Here is a 16,473-nt window from a genome sequence, read left to right on the forward strand (position 1 = left end):
AAGGCCGACTCACAGCTGGCGGGGAGAAGTTACGGAATTTTACAAAGCGGAGGATTGTACGACAATCGGATGAAGGCGGTCCGGAATTTACAGATTGCAAACGAAAGATTGACAGCAGTAAGAACGCCGGCCTAATGCACCATCTCAGCGAGCATTGCTTCGCTTAACGGCTTCACCCGCATAGCATCCTGCAGGTCGTATTTTTCAATACGGGCCTGGTCGGATGGCTGCACTTCTGCGGTCAGGAAATAGAGTTTCATCCCGCTGAGGTCCCGCTCCGCCCCGGAAAGGGCTTCCATAAAATCCCAGGCATCCATCACGGGCATGTTGACATCCATGATCAGCAGGTCCGGCAAAGTCTTCCCAGGATCGAGGAGTTGCTCCAGGGCATCCCCGGCCGAGAGCAATTGGCTGACGGTGGCGTCCGGGAACGTGCGACGCACCACCACCCGGTTTACAAACAGGCTCATTTCGTCGTCGTCCACCAGGAGGATGGACCGGGGCGGAGACGGGGGGTTATCCTGGGTTGGTTTGGCAGGTGAGATCACACTATCAGGGGGGTTGTGCGGGTTTGTTTATGCGGATTGGAGGATGCCGGTCAGGTCTAATTCAGTTATGGGCTTTACGAAATAGTTGCCCACTACCTCGTATTCCCGCGCCCGCTGTTCGTCGGCGGGGTTGATCGAGGAGCTGACCACGTATATGGTAACCCGTTCCGTATTGTTGTTGGGGATCTTGACAAAAGACTCGAGGAAATCCCAACCGTCCATCACCGGCATATTCAGGTCCAGGAAGATGACCGATGGCAAGGCCTCTCCCCGGTTGAGCATATCCAGCAGCCCGTCTATGGCTTCCTGCCCGTTGTTAAATACCAGGATTTCCTCGCAAAATTCTACCTGCTTCATCATGAGTTTCATCCCATAGACCAGGATCGGGTCGTCGTCTACGATACAGGTTTTTTCCAGTGTTTTCATGTATTGTCGGTTGTATTGAGTATGACGCTGAACGTGGTGCCTGCGCCCGGCTGGCTGGACACGGTAATTTTCCCGCCCATGGCCTCTACCTGGTTTTTGGTGATAAACAGCCCGATTCCCCGGCTGTCCTTGTGTTTGTGGAAAGTCTTGTACATGCCAAAGAGCTTGGCCCCGTGACGCTGCAGGTCAATACCCAGGCCATTGTCGGTGAAATCCATGCGGCACCGTCCGTTTTCGACGGTGGCCCCGATCCGGATAAAGCTCTCTTTCTCCGGGTCGCGGTATTTCATCCCGTTTGTGATCATATTCAGAAACAGGCTGTCCAGGTAAGCCGGGATGCCCATAACTTCCAGCCCCATATCTATATCGACGTCCAGCCGGACTCCTTCGGCCTGCAACAAAGCGGCTAGTTCGGTTTCCGCTTTGTGGGCAGCGGCAAACAAGTTTACGGGCCGATGTGCTTCCTGATTGCCCGTCTGCACTTGTACCACCTCGTTCAGGTGGGTAATTGAATCGTTCAACCCGTTTGCAGCCCCGGCGAGCATTTGCAAAGCGTTCTTACGTTCGGATTCGGCGATCCTGTCCTCCAGGAGGAATTGGGTGATCATCGACAGGTTGGTAGCGTGAGACCGCAGGTTGTGCGATACGATATGCGCAAAATTCAACAGGCTCTCATTCTGGCTGACGGTGGTATTCAGGAGTTTTTTCATCTCCTCCTCGGCCATTTTTTGCCGGGTGACATCCCAGGCGGCGCCGATTACCTGCAGGGGCTTCCCATCGGGGTCCCTGACAATGTTTCCCTCGTCGTGGATCCACCGGGTTTCCCCATCCGGCCGTACAATGCGGTAGTCCATCTGGAACTTCCCGGCAGATTGCAGGTCGCGGCCCATTCTTTCCCTGACCCACTCCCGGTCATCCGGGTGCAAGGCTGCCTGCCAGGCGGCAAAAATGCTTTCAAACTTTTTCGCTTCAATGCCGAATATGTCGTGCATGCGCTCGTCCCAGGCAACCTCCTGCCCAACGACGTCAAAATCCCAAATACCGATTTCAGCACCCTCTTTGGCTATATTCAGGCGCTCGCTCACTTTTTTGAATTCAAGCCGGGCTTTTTTTCGTTTGTCGATATCCTGCATGGTTCCGCGAATCCGGATACACTTGCCGTTATGCATATCTACCTCGCCAATCCCCCGGACCCAAATTTCCCGTCCTTTGGCGGTGATGAGCTGCACTTCAATATCCCAGGGCTCCCCGGTACGGACATTCTCGTCCAGCACCTTGAGCACCAGGTCCTTACTGGCCCCTTCTTTGTAAAACTTGATTACCTCCTCCATAACCGGTTCATAATCCGGGGGTACCTCGTGCAGCGCCCGCAAGTTCGGCGACCAGAAAATCTGATTCTTCACCATGTCTACCTCCCAGGTCCCGATCCTGGCTACCCGCTCCATTTTTTCAAAAAGGTCGCGGTCCCGCATCTGATCGGTAATATCCTCAAGGACCAGGAGGATGCCTCCGGGCATCGGGCCATCGGCGGCCAGGGGGGACATTTTCCAGGAATACCAGGCAATTTTACCGTCGGCATGGCGGTAGAATATCCTGTCGTTGGATCGCTCGAGTCCCTCCCGGCAATAGGAGAGGTCCAGGAAGAGCTCCTCCGGCATATCGGGGAAGACTTCTGCAATCCGGGACCCTTTGGTGCTCCGGTCCGTCCGGAACTGGTTGTGCCAGGCCTCGGAGAAACCCTGGAATTTCAGGTCCTGGTCCAGGGCGGCGATGGGGATCGGCGCCTGGAGTAGCAGCAAGTCGTTGAGTATCATTATTTGGTCAGCTTGTACGAAAGTAGAAAATTCTTACGAAACATCATGAATATTGTTACAACTCGAATTTATGGCAATTATTGCCGTCAATTGATGAAAACATACGATTATTGCAGGGCTTTTCGTTACAGTGGCAAAGTGAACCCGAAAATTCCCTCTATGCGCAAGTTCCAATACCTCTGCTTGTTCTTATTATTGTTGGCAACCGCCTGTTCCACCGATGCAATGGACGACAACCCGGCCGGCGACCCTTCCGGAAATGGCTCCCCGGACGGGGGCCCGGGGTACCGCGGCGCTGTCGGTGAATCCGCAGCCGACCTCTTGTCCGGCGAAACCTTCAGCGGGCTTTCATTGCAATTGCTCTATGTGGAAGGCATGCGGCCTACCCAGGCTACCGTCGATAATTTCCAGGACTTCCTCCGGGAGCGCCTGAATAAGCCGGACGGCATATCGCTCACCCTGCAGGAAATCGCATCGCCCGGCCAGGACGTCTATTCCACCCAGGACATCCGGGAACTGGAAGACGAGGTGCGCACGCTGTTCTCAACCACAGACAACCTGGCGGTATGCGGTATTTTTCTGGACGGTTCCTTTGAAGGAAACACGGAATCCGGGTCTGTCCTGGGGATTGCCTACCGGAATACGTCCTTTGTCGTTTTTGGGGAGACCATCCGGGAATTCAGCGGACAGCCCCTGGCACCATCCACGACCGTCCTGGAAACTACCGTGGTCAACCATGAGTTCGGCCATCTGCTGGGCCTGGTGAACGCGGGGACCCCACTGCAAACCCAGCACCAGGATACCGAACACGGCCGCCATTGCACGGCCGAGGATTGCCTGATGTACTGGACTGCGGAAACCGGCGAGGGGTTGGTCAATATGATTTCCGGGGGGAACGTTCCCAGCCTGGATGCAGCCTGCCTGCAGGACTTGCAGGCCAACGGCGGGCGTTAAGGCGGCAACGGCCATTCGTTGCCAGGGCTTCCGGAACCTCAATTTGCGAATCTGCCGCGGGAGTACTGCCGGGATGGAATCATTGTATCTCAGGGAACCGATGCCATGTCGGGCCCTATGTCCTGTAATACGGAGCGATAGTGCTCAAACCGCTCAAAAACCTGTTTGACGTACCGGTAAGGTTCTTCCCCCCGCACATAGCCGTAGTCCACCACCTCATTCAGGTAATTGTCAGGCGTACTCAGGGCAAGTAACATCCGGTCTACGTTTTCGTCCCAGCAATCCTTGTCATACCCCCTGACGTCTGCCAGTTTGCGCGCATCTTCTACGTGTTGGTAGCCGCAATTGTATGAGGCCAGCGTGAACTTGATGCGCTGCAGGGAATCCGTGACCGTGGGGAAGCGCTGGTACAGTGCTTCCAGGTACCGGGCCCCGGCTTCCAGATTCTCCCGGGGATTGGTCCGGTCGGCCACCCCGAGTTCCTCGGCCGTGGCGGGCATCAGTTGCATCAGGCCCGAGGCCCCGGTCCAGGATTGGGCCGTGGCATTGAAACGGGACTCCTGGTAGACCACGGAGGCCAGCAGGCGCCAGTCCCAGCCCATTTCCCGCGCTTCCTGTTTGATCAGCGTGTCGTACGGGCTGATCTTCCCCTCATTCAGGCTGTAGAAGGGACTGTTTACGCGCCGGCTGAAATTGCGCCGGTTCTTGAAGTATTTATTAAAAATGACATAGTAATCGGTCTCTTTTTTCTCCCGTTCAAGCCATTGGTTGATGGCTTTGAGCAACCCGGGGGAATCCCTGGAAACCGCCCAGGCAATTCGCTGGGAGAAGCTCACCGGGACGCTCACGTCCAGGATGGGGTGATGGGAGGCGTTGATCCGGGCCAGGTTCTGGTCCGCAAAGGTGTATTTGATCTTTTTATCCACCACCATCTGGATAATTTCGTCCGTGGCCAGGTTGCCGTCCAGGGTGTCTACATGGATAATGCCCCCGATCTCCTGGGAGAGGTTGTTGACGCGTTCCAGGTAGGAGGAATTCTTGCGGAGGCTAACCGTATCCCCGATGAGTTCCACCGGGTCCAGGACGAGGCGGTCCCGGATCTGGTCGCGGGTGAGCCGCCGCCACCCGGCGGGTTTTCGCTGTACCAGGACCTGCCGGGTCAGGTAGAGGTAATCGGCAAAAGCGACCTTTTTTTTCCGTTCCCGGGTGATGGCCAGTCCGTGGGCCACCAGGTCCACTTCCCCCCGCTGGAGGATTTCCAGCATTTCGTCCAGGTTGCGGGCAATCCGGAGGTCCAATTCTACCCCCAGGTCTGCTGCAAGCCGTCGGGTCAATTCGTATTCATACCCCATGGGCTGCCCGCGGTACAGGAAATAACTCGTGGCGCTATAGGCGATCAGGGCCCGCAATTTCCCGCTTTCGCGTATGGCATCCACGGTCCGGGCGGGTTTGGGGGGGTCCCCTGCCCGGCTACCGGGCTCGCCGGGTCGGGAGGAGCAGTTGCAGAGCAACAACAACAGGGCAATATACGGGAGGGAACGCAGGCGCATTTCAGTTCGTTAATACCCGGAGAAGATACAAAACCCCTGGAAATGAGTACGCAACTCCCAATTCGGGCCACCGGCCTGCCAGGCCTAGCGGTTTGCCAGGGAACCACCCGCGCTGTTCAGGGAAGCGCTCAGGCGTTCGGTGCATTCCCGTAGGATCCAGTCGCTGACCTGTTCAAAATACATCAGGGTCAGGGTGGCAACGAAGATAAAAAGCAATGCCGTGCCAATGCGGGCGAAGTATAATTTTTCCGAATGGGACATGACGTAATTGGTTGGATTACAGGTCTAAATATAAGGAGGTCAATTAAAATTAACAAATTTTTAAGAACGTTTGTTCTCCGGGATTGGGCCCGTTGGCGGGCCTTATTCCGTCCTCCGGTCGCCCAGGGGGTTCAGCGAGTTCTCCACCCCGGACTGCACGCCTTTCCAGACGTAGTTCCAGACGCCCTTGTACGGGACGCGGGTAAATTCGATGGCGCCGACGATGGTTTTGCCCCGCCGGTTCGGGTTGGAATTGCGCACCAGGGTATTGGCCAGCCAGGAGAGCGTGGTTTTCCGGTTGCCGTCATCCTTGATGAAGGCCACTTCCAGGTCATCGTACAACATGGTCAACTCCCCGGTCATCCGCCGCGACGTACCGTCGGCGTGGAAATACATGCCGTTTAGTCTGCCTCCTGTAAAGCGCATTTCCATGGCCGGGTAGATGGTCGGGTTCAGTTTGTGGAGTCGGGAACTGCCCCGGGTGAGCCCTTTCATGTGGAAGTGGTCCGTGGCATAAGGCAATTGCAGGGAAACTTCCACAGGGAGCGTCCCCAGCAAAGTACCCTGCAGGTCAATCTTGAGGGTGTCGCCGGTGTCCCGGGCAGCAGCCCCCGATACTATATGGACGATGCGGCCGCGTAGTTCCGGGAAATCCACCAGGACTTCGGGCCCCGATTCCTGTACCTTCTCCCGGTACTCGAGGCTCGCATGGCGCAGTGAGACGGTATCGATCCGCAGCGGCCACTCCAATTCCATCAGCGCATCGTCGGGCAGGGGTACCCGGCGCTCGGTTTCATAGGGCTTGGTCTTGTCGCGGAAGATGCTCCCTTGCAGGCGGTCCACCGCTACGGATCGCATCCGCAAATCGCCCTGGGCCAGCAGGCGGTCCAGGTCAAACCCCGCAATATCCAATCGGGAGAACCGGGCGGTGTAGGTTTCAAAGCTGTGGGCGTGAGCCTCGGCGAACAACCCGGTATCCATTAAGGGGCGGAAGGCAAGGCTGTCTACCCGTACGCTTTTGTCCGAATGGCGGTACCGGAAGCGATCAAAGTACAATTCGTAGGAGGCCCCGGTAAGCGTATAGCGCTGCCGGCTGAGTTCCAATTCCAGGCCCGCGAGCTCCGGGACCAGGTAGGCGCCCGTTCCTCTGGCGTCCGCCGAGAGGCCAACCCCTTCCACCAGCAACCGGTCTCCGTAAAAGGATGCCACCGTATCACTTTGTGCGTACCCGGTAAGGTTCAGGCGGAAATGGTCCAGTTCAAACCGGCTGAGGCGGACCTGTTCGATACCCGGCAACCGGACCGAGTCGATGCGCGTCCCGGATAGCTTCGAATCTTCGCCCCCCAATGCGGAATCCGCAAGCGCCCTGCGCAAATTCAGTTGGAGCGTATCCAGTGAAATGGACCGGACGGAAAGTGTCTCGTTCCACAGGAAATTCGTCAGGTTAATCCCCTCCAGGGTGATGCGCCCGATTCGGAGGGTGCCCAGGCCTTCGCCCCCGGGGTGCAGGCTGTCGTCCGCCGCCCGTGCCCGAACCTGCCGCAGGTTAAGCTTTTCCGAAAAGATGTCGAGCTCCAGGGCTTCGTAATCCAGGGAAAAACCGGCTTCCGCACTGTGCAGGACGATTTCCCGCCGGATATACCCCTCCAGGACCTTTTCCAGGATGGGGTTGAGCCAAAAGGCTGCCGAGGCCGCGAGTAGAAACAGTACAAGGAGGGGATATCGTTTCCGGATTTTGATTTGCATGGGATCGGGCCAAGGGGGATGGCCTGAAGATACTAAAGATCGGCGTGATCCTTTGCCGGGCTGTGCAATCGGGCTTTTTTCCAGTGTAACTGCGGTAACATGACGCCATGCCGGTTATATGTATCTTTGCATTAAATTTCTCGAGATGTTTGGAAAAGGAAGCAAACTCTACAGCATATTGTTGCTCCGGTGCCCCCGCTGCCACGAGGGGGCTTTTCTCCGCAGCCACCCTTACGACCTCGGCAATATGAACCGCGTTCGGGAAACCTGCCCGAATTGCCAGCTGAAATACCGAATTGAACCGAGTTTCTACTACGGTTCCATGTATGTGTCCTATGCCGTGGGCGTGGCAGTGGCCATTGCGGTTTACGTGCTGATACTCCTGTCCGGCGTCCAACTCGGGGCAGGCGGGATTTTCGGCGTGATTGTCGCTGCGCTCGTGCTGCTGATGCCCTGGATCGGGGCCGTCTCCAAATCCATTTGGGCCAATTTCTTTTTCAAGTTCGACCCGGAGGTTGCGAGAAACAATAAATAACCGCCATGATCGGGGAACTCAGGGAGCGATACGGAAACCAGTTTGAGGAACCCCTCCTCGAGGAGATTGCCGAGGTGGGCGTCCTCCGCCAGGTAGCCGCCGGGGACAAACTGCTGGAGATCGGGGAGTATATCAAGGGCATGCCGCTGCTCCTCTCCGGGGTGATCAAGATTCTCCGGGAAGACGGGGACGGGGACGAGCTCCTGCTTTATTACCTGGAGCAGGGCGATACGTGCTCGATGACCATGAGCTGCTGTATGGGACAGACCCGGAGCGAAATCCGCGCCGTTGCCGAAACCGATGCCCGGCTTATCATGGTGCCTGTTCGGAAGATGGAGGAGTGGACTGCCAGGTACCTGTCGTGGCGCACCTTTGTCTTTTCGAGCTACAACCAGCGAATGAACGAACTTTTCCAGGCCATTGACAGCATTGCCTTCAAAAACATGGACGAGCGACTGGTTGGGTACCTCCGGGAGAAAATGCGGATTACAAACGAACCGATCATCCGAAATACCCACCAGGAAATTGCCTATGACCTGCACAGCTCCCGCGTGGTGATCTCGCGCCTGTTGAAGAAGCTCGAACGGATGGGGAAAATAGAATTGCACCGGAACCATATAAAAATCCTGGATCTCTGAAAAGATTCCTTCCCATACTGGATTGGTTGCCCGGCTATAAGAAGGCCTGGTTGCCCGGAGACCTCGCGGCCGGACTCACCGTGGGGATATTGCTGATTCCCCAGGGAATGGCCTATGCGATGATCGCCGGCCTCCCGCCCGTGTTTGGGTTGTATGCGGCCCTGGTGCCCCAGCTGGTCTATGCGCTGACCGGGACATCCCGACAACTCGCCGTGGGGCCGGTTGCCATGGATTCCCTCCTGGTGGCCAGTGGCCTCGGGGCCCTGGCGCTCACGGGCATCGAGGAGTACATCGCCATGGCGGTTTTCCTGGCGCTTTTCATGGGGGTGCTCCAACTGGCTTTCGGCCTGTTGCGGATGGGGTTCCTGGTCAATTTTTTATCGCGGCCTGTCATCAGCGGTTTTACTTCTGCGGCCGCCATCATCATCGGGTTGAGCCAGTTAAAACACCTGCTGGGCGTGGAAATACCGGGCAGCAACCGCATCCAGCAGCTGGTGTCCCATGCCGCGGCGGCATTGCCGGACACCCACCTGCCCACACTCGGGCTTGGGCTGGCGGGTATCGCCCTGATTGTCGGGATGAAGAAATGGGTGCCCCGCATGCCCGGGTCGCTGGCGGGAGTCGTGGCCGGCACCCTGGCCGTGTTCCTGCTGGGTTGGGACCAGGCCGGGGTGAAGATCGTCGGCGCGGTCCCGGCGGGCCTCCCGGAATTCGGCCTCCCGGAACTCGATATGGAACGGGTATCCCAACTTTTCCCGATTGCCCTGACCCTGGCGCTTATCGCCTATATGGAAGCGATATCAGTGGGGAAGGCGGTGGAGGAAAAGCACGGTAAGAACCGGATTGACGCCAACCAGGAACTCCGGGCCCTGGGCCTGTCCAATATCCTGGGGTCGTTTTTCCAGTCCTACCCAACAACCGGGGGATTCTCCCGGACGGCGGTCAACGACCAGAACGGGGCCCAGACACCCCTGGCTTCGGTCTTCAGCGCCCTGGTGGTGGGGGCTACACTGTTGTTTCTGACTCCCTTGTTCCACTACCTGCCCAACGCCATCCTGGCCGCGGTCATCATGGTGGCCGTTTTTGGCCTGATCGACCTGAAATACCCCCGGGAGCTCTGGAAAAACAGGAAGGACGAATTCATCCTGCTGCTGGCGACATTCGCCCTGACCCTCGGTCTCGGCATTGTGGAGGGGATCCTGCTTGGCGTCCTCTTTTCCCTGCTCTTGTTGGTGTATCGCATTTCCAAGCCCCATATCGCTATCCTCGGCCGGATTCGCGGCACGGATTACTTCAAGAATATCAACCGGTTTTCAGATGATATCGAGGAATTCCCCGAATTCCTGATTCTGCGCTTCGACGGCCAGCTCTTTTTCGGGAACAAGGATTATTTCCGCAAGGAACTGGTAAAGCACACCCGGCAAAAGGGGCCGGACCTGAAGTTTGTCATCCTGAATGCAGAGGCGATCAGCTATATCGACAGTTCGGCTGTCTATATGCTCCGCGCCCTGATCCGGGACCTCCGGCGCGACGGGATCCGGTTGCTCCTGGCGGGAGCTATCGGCCCCACCCGCGACATCCTCTTCAGCAGCGGCCTGGCAGAAGAAATCGGGAGGGAGAACCAGTTTGTCCGCACGTTCGAGGCCTTTGAGCATTGTCGGACGGCTACCGGTAAGACCGAGATGGAACGGAAAGTCTCCACCCAGTCCGCCCGCCCGCCTGTGTAACCCAAGTCACTGTTTAATGGGCGTTTGCCTTGTAGTTTTACTGCAAAACGCAAATGCAAACACCCATGAAAGTTGAGCAAATTTACACCGGCTGCCTGGCACACGCAGCCTACTACATCGAAAGCAACGGCGAGGCGGCCGTCTTTGACCCCTTACGCGAGGTGCAACCCTATATCGACCGGGCCAACAAGGACGGGGCGCAAATCAAATACGTCTTCGAAACCCATTTCCACGCCGACTTTGTCAGCGGGCACCTGGACCTGCAGAAAAAAACCGGGGCGCAGATCGTTTTTGGCCCCAATGCAAAACCGGGCTATGAGGCGTTGATCGCCGGGGACGGACAGGTTTTTGAGGTGGGCGACTACCAGGTGAAGGTCATCCACACCCCGGGACACACCATGGAAAGCACCACCTACCTGCTCATTGACGAAGCTGGCAGGCAGCACGGTATTATCACCGGGGATACCCTGTTTATAGGTGACGTCGGCCGGCCGGACCTGGCGCAGCACGTAGTATCCGAACTGACGGAGGAAAAACTGGCCTCCCATCTCTTTGACTCGCTGAGAAACAAGATCATGCCCCTGCCGGACCACCTGATCGTGTATCCGAACCACGGCGCGGGGTCTGCATGCGGCAAGAAGATGAGTGAGGAAACCACGGATACCCTGGGCCACCAGAAAGAGGTGAATTACGCCCTCCGGGCGGATATGACCCGGGAGGAATTTATCGGGGAACTCCTGACGGGGCTCACAGCGCCCCCCGGTTACTTCCCGCAGAACGTGCTGATGAACATCAAGGGCTACGAATCCCTGGATACCGTAATGAAGCGCGGCAACCAGCCGCTGAGCCCCGCTGCCTTTGAAGCGGCCGCCAACGAAACCGGAGCCCTGGTGCTCGACACCCGGGATGCCGAAACCTTCGCTAAAGGTTTCGTCCCCAACAGCGTGAACATTGGCCTGGGAGGGGATTTTGCCCCCTGGGTCGGGGAACTCATCCCGGATGTCCAGCACCCCATCCTGCTCGTAACCGAGCCCGGCAGGGAAGAAGAGGCCGTAACCCGTCTTTCCCGCGTGGGGTATGACCAAACCCTCGGGTACCTGGAAGGGGGTTTTGACGCCTGGAAGCAGACCGGCCGCGAGGTGGAAAGCACCGGCAGGATGACGGTTGCGGAACTCGAAGCCCTTGCCTCAAAAGGGGAGGCGCCCGTCATTATCGACGTGCGGAAAAGGAGCGAATACGACTCGGAGCACCTGCTGGACGCGATTAATATCCCGCTAAAAGAGATCAACGAACACCTGGCGGAATTCCCGAAAGACAAGAAATTTGTGCTGCACTGCGCAGGGGGATACCGGAGCATGATTGCCTCCTCGATCCTGAAACAGCGCGGATGGGATGATTTTGCCGATATTGTCGGGGGGTTCGACGCCCTGAAGAAAAGCCACCTGCCAAAGTCTGAGTATATTTGCCCGACGACTTTATTATAAGTGTATGGCGCATATAGACAGCGAATGGGGCTTGCGTAAGAAACGATATGGAAAAGGAGTGAAAGGGAATCGGCCGGGCCGGTTCCTTTTTGCGTTCTGGCTGGCAATCCTGCCGGTGCTGGGGTCGCTCACGGCCATTGAAGGCCGGGCGCAGCAACCGGTGGCCGACCCGGAGTATGCCGAACGCCTGGAAAGCCTGCTTTCCCATTCGGTTCCGGAGATTGCAGTGAGCGATGCGGCCGGCCGGGATTCGTTGGTTTTCCTAGATTCCAGAAGCCTGGAGGAGTTCGTTGTTAGCCGTATCCCGGGAGCCTATTGGGTGGGCTTCGACGATTTCAGCCTGGACCGGGTTAGCGCGGTTCCCCGAGACCAGGCCGTAGTGGTGTATTGTTCCGTGGGATACCGGAGCGAGAAAATAACGGAAGAACTCAGGGCCGCGGGTTTCGAGGATGTGTCCAACCTGTACGGGGGGATCTTCGAATGGGTCAACCAGGGGCAACCTGTGGAGGACCGCTCGGGCCCGACGGAAAAAATCCACGCCTACAACCGGGCCTGGGGCCGATGGCTGCGCCGGGGGCATAAGGTGTATTAGCCGGCAGCACTGCGTAAATTAACATTCAGACGCTTCCCTATTGGCCAGCCGGTTCCTGCCTGTCTTTGCCTTCCTTTCCCTTACCCCGATTCCTCCTGCTTTTTCGGGAGCGGCGGAAACCGTAGAGGTTTTGCCCGATAAAATCCCGCGGGAAGGATTCATCCCCCGGGAACCCCAGCGGGATGGTCCCGCTGTCATCCGGGATGTATTTGGTGCCGAACAGGTAGTCCCACAAACTCAGGCTGATGCCGAAATTGACCCCGAACTTACCCTGGGGCAGGTGATACGCGTGGTGGTAGAGGTGCATGACCGGGTTGTTGAGGACGTACTTGAGCGGCCCCCAGGTGAGTTTGATATTCGCGTGGTTCAGGTGGCCGATGGCAATGGCGGCAAAGTGGACCACATAGGCCTGTTCCGGCTCAAATCCGCCGAGGACCATCACCCCGAAGGTTTTCAGCGGCTTGTAGAGGATGTTCTCCATCCAGTGGTACCGCAGGTGTGCGGCGAACCCCATTTCCTTGACGCTGTGGTGTACCTTGTGGTATTGCCAGAATACCGGGTATTTGTGCAAAAGGATATGGGTAAACCACTGCACAAAATCGAGCACCACGAAGAATATCAGGAGTTGCAACCAGGAGGGCCAGGCACTCATGTCCACCAGGGCCAGGCTGTCTGCCCGGATCCCGATTTCGCCGAAGGCCAGCTGCAGGATGCGGTAGAACCCGGATATGGCGATGGCAAAGAGGAAGAAATTAAAGAACATATACCCGGCATCCATCCAGAAGTCTTTCCGGAAAATTGCCTGGTCCCGGCGCCAGGGAAAGCGGATTTCCAGGAGCCAGACCACCAGGGAAATCAGGACGAGCCCCCAGAAATAATTCATGTACCAGGGTACCTGGAAAAGGATGGATTTCCAGGTCCAGTTCACCGTCCCGGCCAGGGCATTCCAAAAGGCTTCCAAATAGGGTTCCATATTCTTTCTAATCGGATTCCAGTTCGTACCATTCAATGTCCTCCAGGTTCGGACGCCGCCCCTGCTCTTCCGGGGCGTAGTAGGTGGCGAGGTAATCCAGGATGGCCGCCTCGTTTTCACCCAGGTCCCAGAGGTTTTGCGTTTCCTGCATCCAGCGGATGGTGCTTTCCCACCCTTCCCGCGTCATCCGGTTCTGGGTTACCAGTTCGGCGGAATGGCACGGGGTACAGTGGGTAATAACCAGGGGCAATCCGTCCCCTTCCCGGAAGCCGGTGGCCAGGTGGATGCCGTCCCTGACGCCCCCTGCGGCAATCCCGGCGGTGTCTGCCGTTTCCGGGCCGGTTTCGGCAGGGCTTCCGGCACCTGCCGTATCTCGGAACCAGAGGGCGGCCCCCAGGGCCAGCAGGATTGCGCCGCCCAGCAAGATACCGGGCAGGTGCCCGCGTTTTCGGTTTCCACGCGATGTTTCCATCATGTAATTTTTACGGCAATCCGGTGGCATGCATTGTTGAGGTACCCTTTCGGGTTCCACCCGGGGAGTACCATGGGCTGGGCCCGGCCCTGGCTGTCCTCGGCCTGCGCCCAAAGTTCGTAATAGCCTTCCCGGGGGAATTCTGCCTCCCCGGAGAATCGCTGCCAGGCCAGTCGGTTGGCGGGTGCCTCCAGCCGGCAGTCCTGCCAGGTACTGCCAAAATCAATGGAGTAGCGCACCCGGGCAACTTCCAGCTCCCCGGCCCAGGCGTGCCCCCGGAAGGGAAGGGAGCGGCCACGCGCCAGTGTCGCCCCGGTTTTCGGGTAGGTGATCAGGGATTTCACGGGCATGGATTCGATGATGCACATGTCCGAATCGGGAACCGGGGTCCCCGGCGCCACGGGTCGGCAGGGGACCCGGTAGGAGTCTCCGGTCATCTTGGCCCCGTCGTGGACCCGGTCGCGGACGCTCAGCCGCTCAATCCACTTCCCGGAAGCCGAGGCAGGCCAGCCGCCGGCCACCAGGCGGAGCGGATACCCGTGTGCCAGCGGGATATCCCCGCCGTTCATTTCGTAGGCGAGGAGGGTTTCGTCCTGCAGGGCCTTTTCCATGGGTACCCCACGGGAAATGGGCTCCTTACCCGGGTCGCCGCTCAGGTGGGTATCCGCGGCATGGTACCCCACATAGACGGCACGGTCCGTATACCCGGCATCCTCCAGGACATCCCGGAGGCGTACCCCGCCCCACTCCGCACAGGAAACAGCCCCTACCTCCCACTGGTTCCCAGAGGCCGGCGGGTTGAATTCGCTCCGGCCGTTCCCGCCGCATTCCAGGGTGAGCCGGTAGGTGTATTTGCGGAAGTTGTTTTTGAGGTCGGCCAGCGTATAGGACTTCTTCCCGCGTACCGCTTCCCCGTCAAGGGTCAGCGTCCAGGCTGCCGGATCGGGCCTTTCGGGGATCAGGCCGTTGTTGCGGATGAACATGTACTTGTTCGGGGTTACCGCATCGTCCAGCAGGTGGGCCCGGGCTTCCAGGTTCCAGGGCCGGCTGTTGCGCACCACCATCTCCGGGTCCTTGTCGAAGAGGGAAAAAGGGTCCGGGTCCTGCAGGCCCAGCAGCTCGAGTCCTTCCGGAAGGCGGTCGCCGTAAACGATATCGGCGCCCAGCAGGGCACCCATGGAAGCGAGGGCCGATCGGCCCACGAATTTTCGTCTGTCCATATGCGCGGATTTGATCAGGCCCCGAACGTACGTATTTTGAACATCCGTGACCGCAACTCAAGTTACAAAAGTAACGCGATACCCCGGGTGTTCCAATGCGGAATGACCACATTCCGACCCGGTACCCGGACCTTGGGAACCCCCGGCCCATGAACGGCATGGATACCGCGAATAAAAACTCCGCTTGTGTAACCCGTGTTACCAAACTACACGGGGGTTTCCACTAACTTGTACACAATAAACCACCAGCTATGGACACGCATTTTGAAATACTGATTGTCGGGGGGGGAACCGCCGGCATCATGATGGCTGCTTCGCTCCTCAAAGAGGACAACAAGCTGAAGATCGGCATCCTGGAACCCGCCGAAACCCATTATTACCAGCCGGCCTGGACACTGGTGGGCGCCGGCACCTATTCCTATGAGAAAACCGCCCGGCCCATGGCTTCGGTTATCCCGAAAGGCGCCACCTGGCTGCGGGAGGCTGCCGCTGGTTTCGAGCCTGGAAAGCACGCCGTTACCACGGATGCGGGACATTCATACAGCTACGACTACCTGGTGGTTGCCCCCGGCCTGGTCTACGACCTGGAACAGGTCCCCGGCCTGGCCGAAGCGCTCGACAAAGGGGTTGTCTGCAGCAATTATACGGACCCGGAGCACACCTGGAAGGTGCTCCGGGAATTTAAGGGGGGCACCGCCCTGTTCACCCAGCCCACCACCCCCATTAAATGTGGCGGCGCGCCCCAGAAGATCATGTACCTGGCAGACAGTTATTTCCGCAAGTCCGGGGTCCGGGATCGTACAGAGGTGGTTTTTGCCACCCCGGGGACGGTTATTTTCGGTATCCCGGAAATAAAGAAAACGCTGATGGACGTGGTGGACAGGAAGGACATCAACTTGCGTTTTGGCTATAAGCTGGTACGGGTAGACGGCCCGAACCAAATTGCCTGGTACGAATTCGCCGACCACGAGAAGGAATACAACCACAAGGATATCAAAACAGAACAGGACGGGGAACTTACGGGCATCCATTTCGATATGCTGCACACGGCACCCCCGTCGGCTCCCCCGGCATGTGTCCGGGATTCGGAGATTGCCAATGAATCGGGATGGGTGGATGTGGACCCGCATACGCTCCGGCACAACCGGTTCCCGAACATTTTCAGCCTGGGAGACGTAGCCGGGCTTCCGACCGCCAAAACCGGTGCAGCCATCCGCAAACAGGTACCTGTAGTCACGGAAAACATCATGCGGCTGCGGGAGGCGAACATACTGGGATCCCCTACCTATAATGGCTATTCCTCCTGCCCGCTGGTTACCGACTACGGCAAGATGGTCCTGGCCGAATTTGACTACGATAACAAGTTTACCCCGGACCCGAAACTCAGGCAGTTGCTGATTTCGGACTCCTCCAAAGAGTCCTGGCGATTGTGGATACTCAAGAAATACGGGTTGCCCTACCTGTACTGGAACAAGATGCTGAAGGGGAAAGCGGTCTGATTGCCTTCCGGATGTAACCTGGGTTACCCGGGGT

General features: G+C 57.9%; 16 protein-coding genes. 7 read left to right on the forward strand and 9 right to left on the reverse strand.

Annotation, left to right across the window (positions count from 1 at the left end):
- Nucleotides 1-131: 131 nt before the first annotated feature.
- Genes RB2501_RS03800 through RB2501_RS03810 form a run of 3 tightly spaced genes read right to left on the reverse strand, consistent with a single transcriptional unit; the run spans nucleotide 132 to nucleotide 2,788 of the window.
- Nucleotides 132-548: a response regulator gene (locus RB2501_RS03800; RefSeq protein WP_015753424.1), complete on the reverse strand. Its 417-nt coding sequence runs from the start codon at nucleotides 546-548 to the stop codon at nucleotides 132-134.
- A 27-nt stretch (nucleotides 549-575) separates the two neighbouring features.
- Complete coding sequence (locus RB2501_RS03805; protein WP_015753425.1) at nucleotides 576-974, reverse strand: response regulator; 399 nt, start codon at nucleotides 972-974, stop codon at nucleotides 576-578.
- Nucleotides 971-2,788 (reverse strand): PAS domain-containing protein, encoded by a 1,818-nt coding sequence (locus RB2501_RS03810; protein WP_015753426.1) that lies wholly within the window; start codon nucleotides 2,786-2,788, stop codon nucleotides 971-973. Before RB2501_RS03810 ends, RB2501_RS03805 begins: the two co-directional genes overlap by 4 nt.
- Before the next feature lie 159 nt (nucleotides 2,789-2,947).
- On the opposite strand from RB2501_RS03810, the gene RB2501_RS03815 reads away from it, so the two are divergent.
- The gene (locus RB2501_RS03815; RefSeq protein WP_041326966.1) at nucleotides 2,948-3,742 is read left to right on the forward strand and encodes a zinc metalloprotease; all 795 of its coding nucleotides are present in this window, start codon (nucleotides 2,948-2,950) and stop codon (nucleotides 3,740-3,742) included.
- An 89-nt stretch (nucleotides 3,743-3,831) separates the two neighbouring features.
- Here RB2501_RS03815 and RB2501_RS03820 read toward each other — a convergent pair whose 3' ends face one another.
- From RB2501_RS03820 to RB2501_RS03825, 3 genes are all read right to left on the reverse strand, one after another.
- Nucleotides 3,832-5,292 carry an MltF family protein gene (locus tag RB2501_RS03820; protein ID WP_015753428.1) on the reverse strand — a complete coding sequence of 487 codons (1,461 nt, stop codon included), beginning with the start codon at nucleotides 5,290-5,292 and terminating at the stop codon, nucleotides 3,832-3,834.
- 84 nt (nucleotides 5,293-5,376) lie between these two features.
- Nucleotides 5,377-5,553, reverse strand: a complete 177-nt coding sequence (locus RB2501_RS16190) for a hypothetical protein (RefSeq protein ID WP_015753429.1) — start codon at nucleotides 5,551-5,553, stop codon at nucleotides 5,377-5,379.
- Nucleotides 5,554-5,655: 102 nt separating this feature from the next.
- Entirely contained in the window at nucleotides 5,656-7,299 is a 1,644-nt protein-coding gene (locus RB2501_RS03825) for a hypothetical protein (RefSeq protein WP_015753430.1), read from the reverse strand.
- Nucleotides 7,300-7,444: 145 nt separating this feature from the next.
- Here RB2501_RS03825 and RB2501_RS03830 point away from each other — a divergent pair, with 145 nt between their 5' ends.
- From RB2501_RS03830 to RB2501_RS03850, 5 genes are all read left to right on the forward strand, one after another.
- On the forward strand, nucleotides 7,445-7,834 hold the full coding sequence (locus RB2501_RS03830) for a hypothetical protein (protein ID WP_015753431.1): 390 nt from the start codon (nucleotides 7,445-7,447) through the stop codon (nucleotides 7,832-7,834).
- A 5-nt stretch (nucleotides 7,835-7,839) separates the two neighbouring features.
- Nucleotides 7,840-8,472, forward strand: a complete 633-nt coding sequence (locus RB2501_RS03835) for a Crp/Fnr family transcriptional regulator (protein ID WP_015753432.1) — start codon at nucleotides 7,840-7,842, stop codon at nucleotides 8,470-8,472.
- Between the two features lie 26 nt (nucleotides 8,473-8,498).
- Entirely contained in the window at nucleotides 8,499-10,199 is a 1,701-nt protein-coding gene (locus tag RB2501_RS03840) for a SulP family inorganic anion transporter (RefSeq protein WP_015753433.1), read from the forward strand.
- 65 nt (nucleotides 10,200-10,264) lie between these two features.
- On the forward strand, nucleotides 10,265-11,683 hold the full coding sequence (locus tag RB2501_RS03845; protein ID WP_015753434.1) for an MBL fold metallo-hydrolase: 1,419 nt from the start codon (nucleotides 10,265-10,267) through the stop codon (nucleotides 11,681-11,683).
- Nucleotides 11,684-11,687: 4 nt separating this feature from the next.
- Nucleotides 11,688-12,275, forward strand: coding sequence for a rhodanese-like domain-containing protein (locus RB2501_RS03850; RefSeq protein ID WP_015753435.1), 588 nt, complete (start codon nucleotides 11,688-11,690; stop codon nucleotides 12,273-12,275).
- A gap of 37 nt (nucleotides 12,276-12,312) precedes the next feature.
- Here RB2501_RS03850 and RB2501_RS03855 read toward each other — a convergent pair whose 3' ends face one another.
- The 3 genes from RB2501_RS03855 to RB2501_RS03865 are packed head-to-tail and all read right to left on the reverse strand — an operon-like array spanning nucleotide 12,313 to nucleotide 14,940.
- Nucleotides 12,313-13,248, reverse strand: coding sequence for a sterol desaturase family protein (locus RB2501_RS03855; protein WP_015753436.1), 936 nt, complete (start codon nucleotides 13,246-13,248; stop codon nucleotides 12,313-12,315).
- A gap of 7 nt (nucleotides 13,249-13,255) precedes the next feature.
- The gene (locus tag RB2501_RS15740) at nucleotides 13,256-13,720 is read right to left on the reverse strand and encodes a hypothetical protein (RefSeq protein WP_049764833.1); all 465 of its coding nucleotides are present in this window, start codon (nucleotides 13,718-13,720) and stop codon (nucleotides 13,256-13,258) included.
- Complete coding sequence (locus tag RB2501_RS03865) at nucleotides 13,720-14,940, reverse strand: sulfite oxidase (protein ID WP_041326970.1); 1,221 nt, start codon at nucleotides 14,938-14,940, stop codon at nucleotides 13,720-13,722. The genes RB2501_RS15740 and RB2501_RS03865 overlap by 1 nt, the downstream gene beginning before the upstream one ends.
- Before the next feature lie 251 nt (nucleotides 14,941-15,191).
- Between RB2501_RS03865 and RB2501_RS03870 the strand changes: the two genes are divergently transcribed.
- The gene (locus tag RB2501_RS03870) at nucleotides 15,192-16,439 is read left to right on the forward strand and encodes an NAD(P)/FAD-dependent oxidoreductase (protein WP_015753439.1); all 1,248 of its coding nucleotides are present in this window, start codon (nucleotides 15,192-15,194) and stop codon (nucleotides 16,437-16,439) included.
- The last annotated feature ends 34 nt before the right edge of the window (nucleotides 16,440-16,473 follow it).

The organism is Robiginitalea biformata HTCC2501 (assembly GCF_000024125.1).
In the GTDB taxonomy this organism is placed as follows: Bacteria; Bacteroidota; Bacteroidia; order Flavobacteriales; family Flavobacteriaceae; genus Robiginitalea; species Robiginitalea biformata.

Excerpts from the sequence above, each read along its gene's own strand:
- RB2501_RS03805 (WP_015753425.1), bottom strand. The coding sequence starts at position 974 with ATGAAAACACTGGAAAAAACCTGTATCGTAGACGACGACCCGATCCTG.
- RB2501_RS03810 (WP_015753426.1), bottom strand. The coding sequence starts at position 2,788 with ATGATACTCAACGACTTGCTGCTACTCCAGGCGCCGATCCCCATCGCC.
- RB2501_RS03815 (WP_041326966.1), top strand. The coding sequence starts at position 2,948 with ATGCGCAAGTTCCAATACCTCTGCTTGTTCTTATTATTGTTGGCAACC.
- RB2501_RS03820 (WP_015753428.1), bottom strand. The coding sequence starts at position 5,292 with ATGCGCCTGCGTTCCCTCCCGTATATTGCCCTGTTGTTGTTGCTCTGC.
- RB2501_RS16190 (WP_015753429.1), bottom strand. The coding sequence starts at position 5,553 with ATGTCCCATTCGGAAAAATTATACTTCGCCCGCATTGGCACGGCATTG.
- RB2501_RS03825 (WP_015753430.1), bottom strand. The coding sequence starts at position 7,299 with ATGCAAATCAAAATCCGGAAACGATATCCCCTCCTTGTACTGTTTCTA.
- RB2501_RS03830 (WP_015753431.1), top strand. The coding sequence starts at position 7,445 with ATGTTTGGAAAAGGAAGCAAACTCTACAGCATATTGTTGCTCCGGTGC.
- RB2501_RS03835 (WP_015753432.1), top strand. The coding sequence starts at position 7,840 with ATGATCGGGGAACTCAGGGAGCGATACGGAAACCAGTTTGAGGAACCC.
- RB2501_RS03845 (WP_015753434.1), top strand. The coding sequence starts at position 10,265 with ATGAAAGTTGAGCAAATTTACACCGGCTGCCTGGCACACGCAGCCTAC.
- RB2501_RS03850 (WP_015753435.1), top strand. The coding sequence starts at position 11,688 with ATGGCGCATATAGACAGCGAATGGGGCTTGCGTAAGAAACGATATGGA.
- RB2501_RS03855 (WP_015753436.1), bottom strand. The coding sequence starts at position 13,248 with ATGGAACCCTATTTGGAAGCCTTTTGGAATGCCCTGGCCGGGACGGTG.
- RB2501_RS15740 (WP_049764833.1), bottom strand. The coding sequence starts at position 13,720 with ATGGAAACATCGCGTGGAAACCGAAAACGCGGGCACCTGCCCGGTATC.
- RB2501_RS03865 (WP_041326970.1), bottom strand. The coding sequence starts at position 14,940 with ATGGACAGACGAAAATTCGTGGGCCGATCGGCCCTCGCTTCCATGGGT.
- RB2501_RS03870 (WP_015753439.1), top strand. The coding sequence starts at position 15,192 with ATGGACACGCATTTTGAAATACTGATTGTCGGGGGGGGAACCGCCGGC.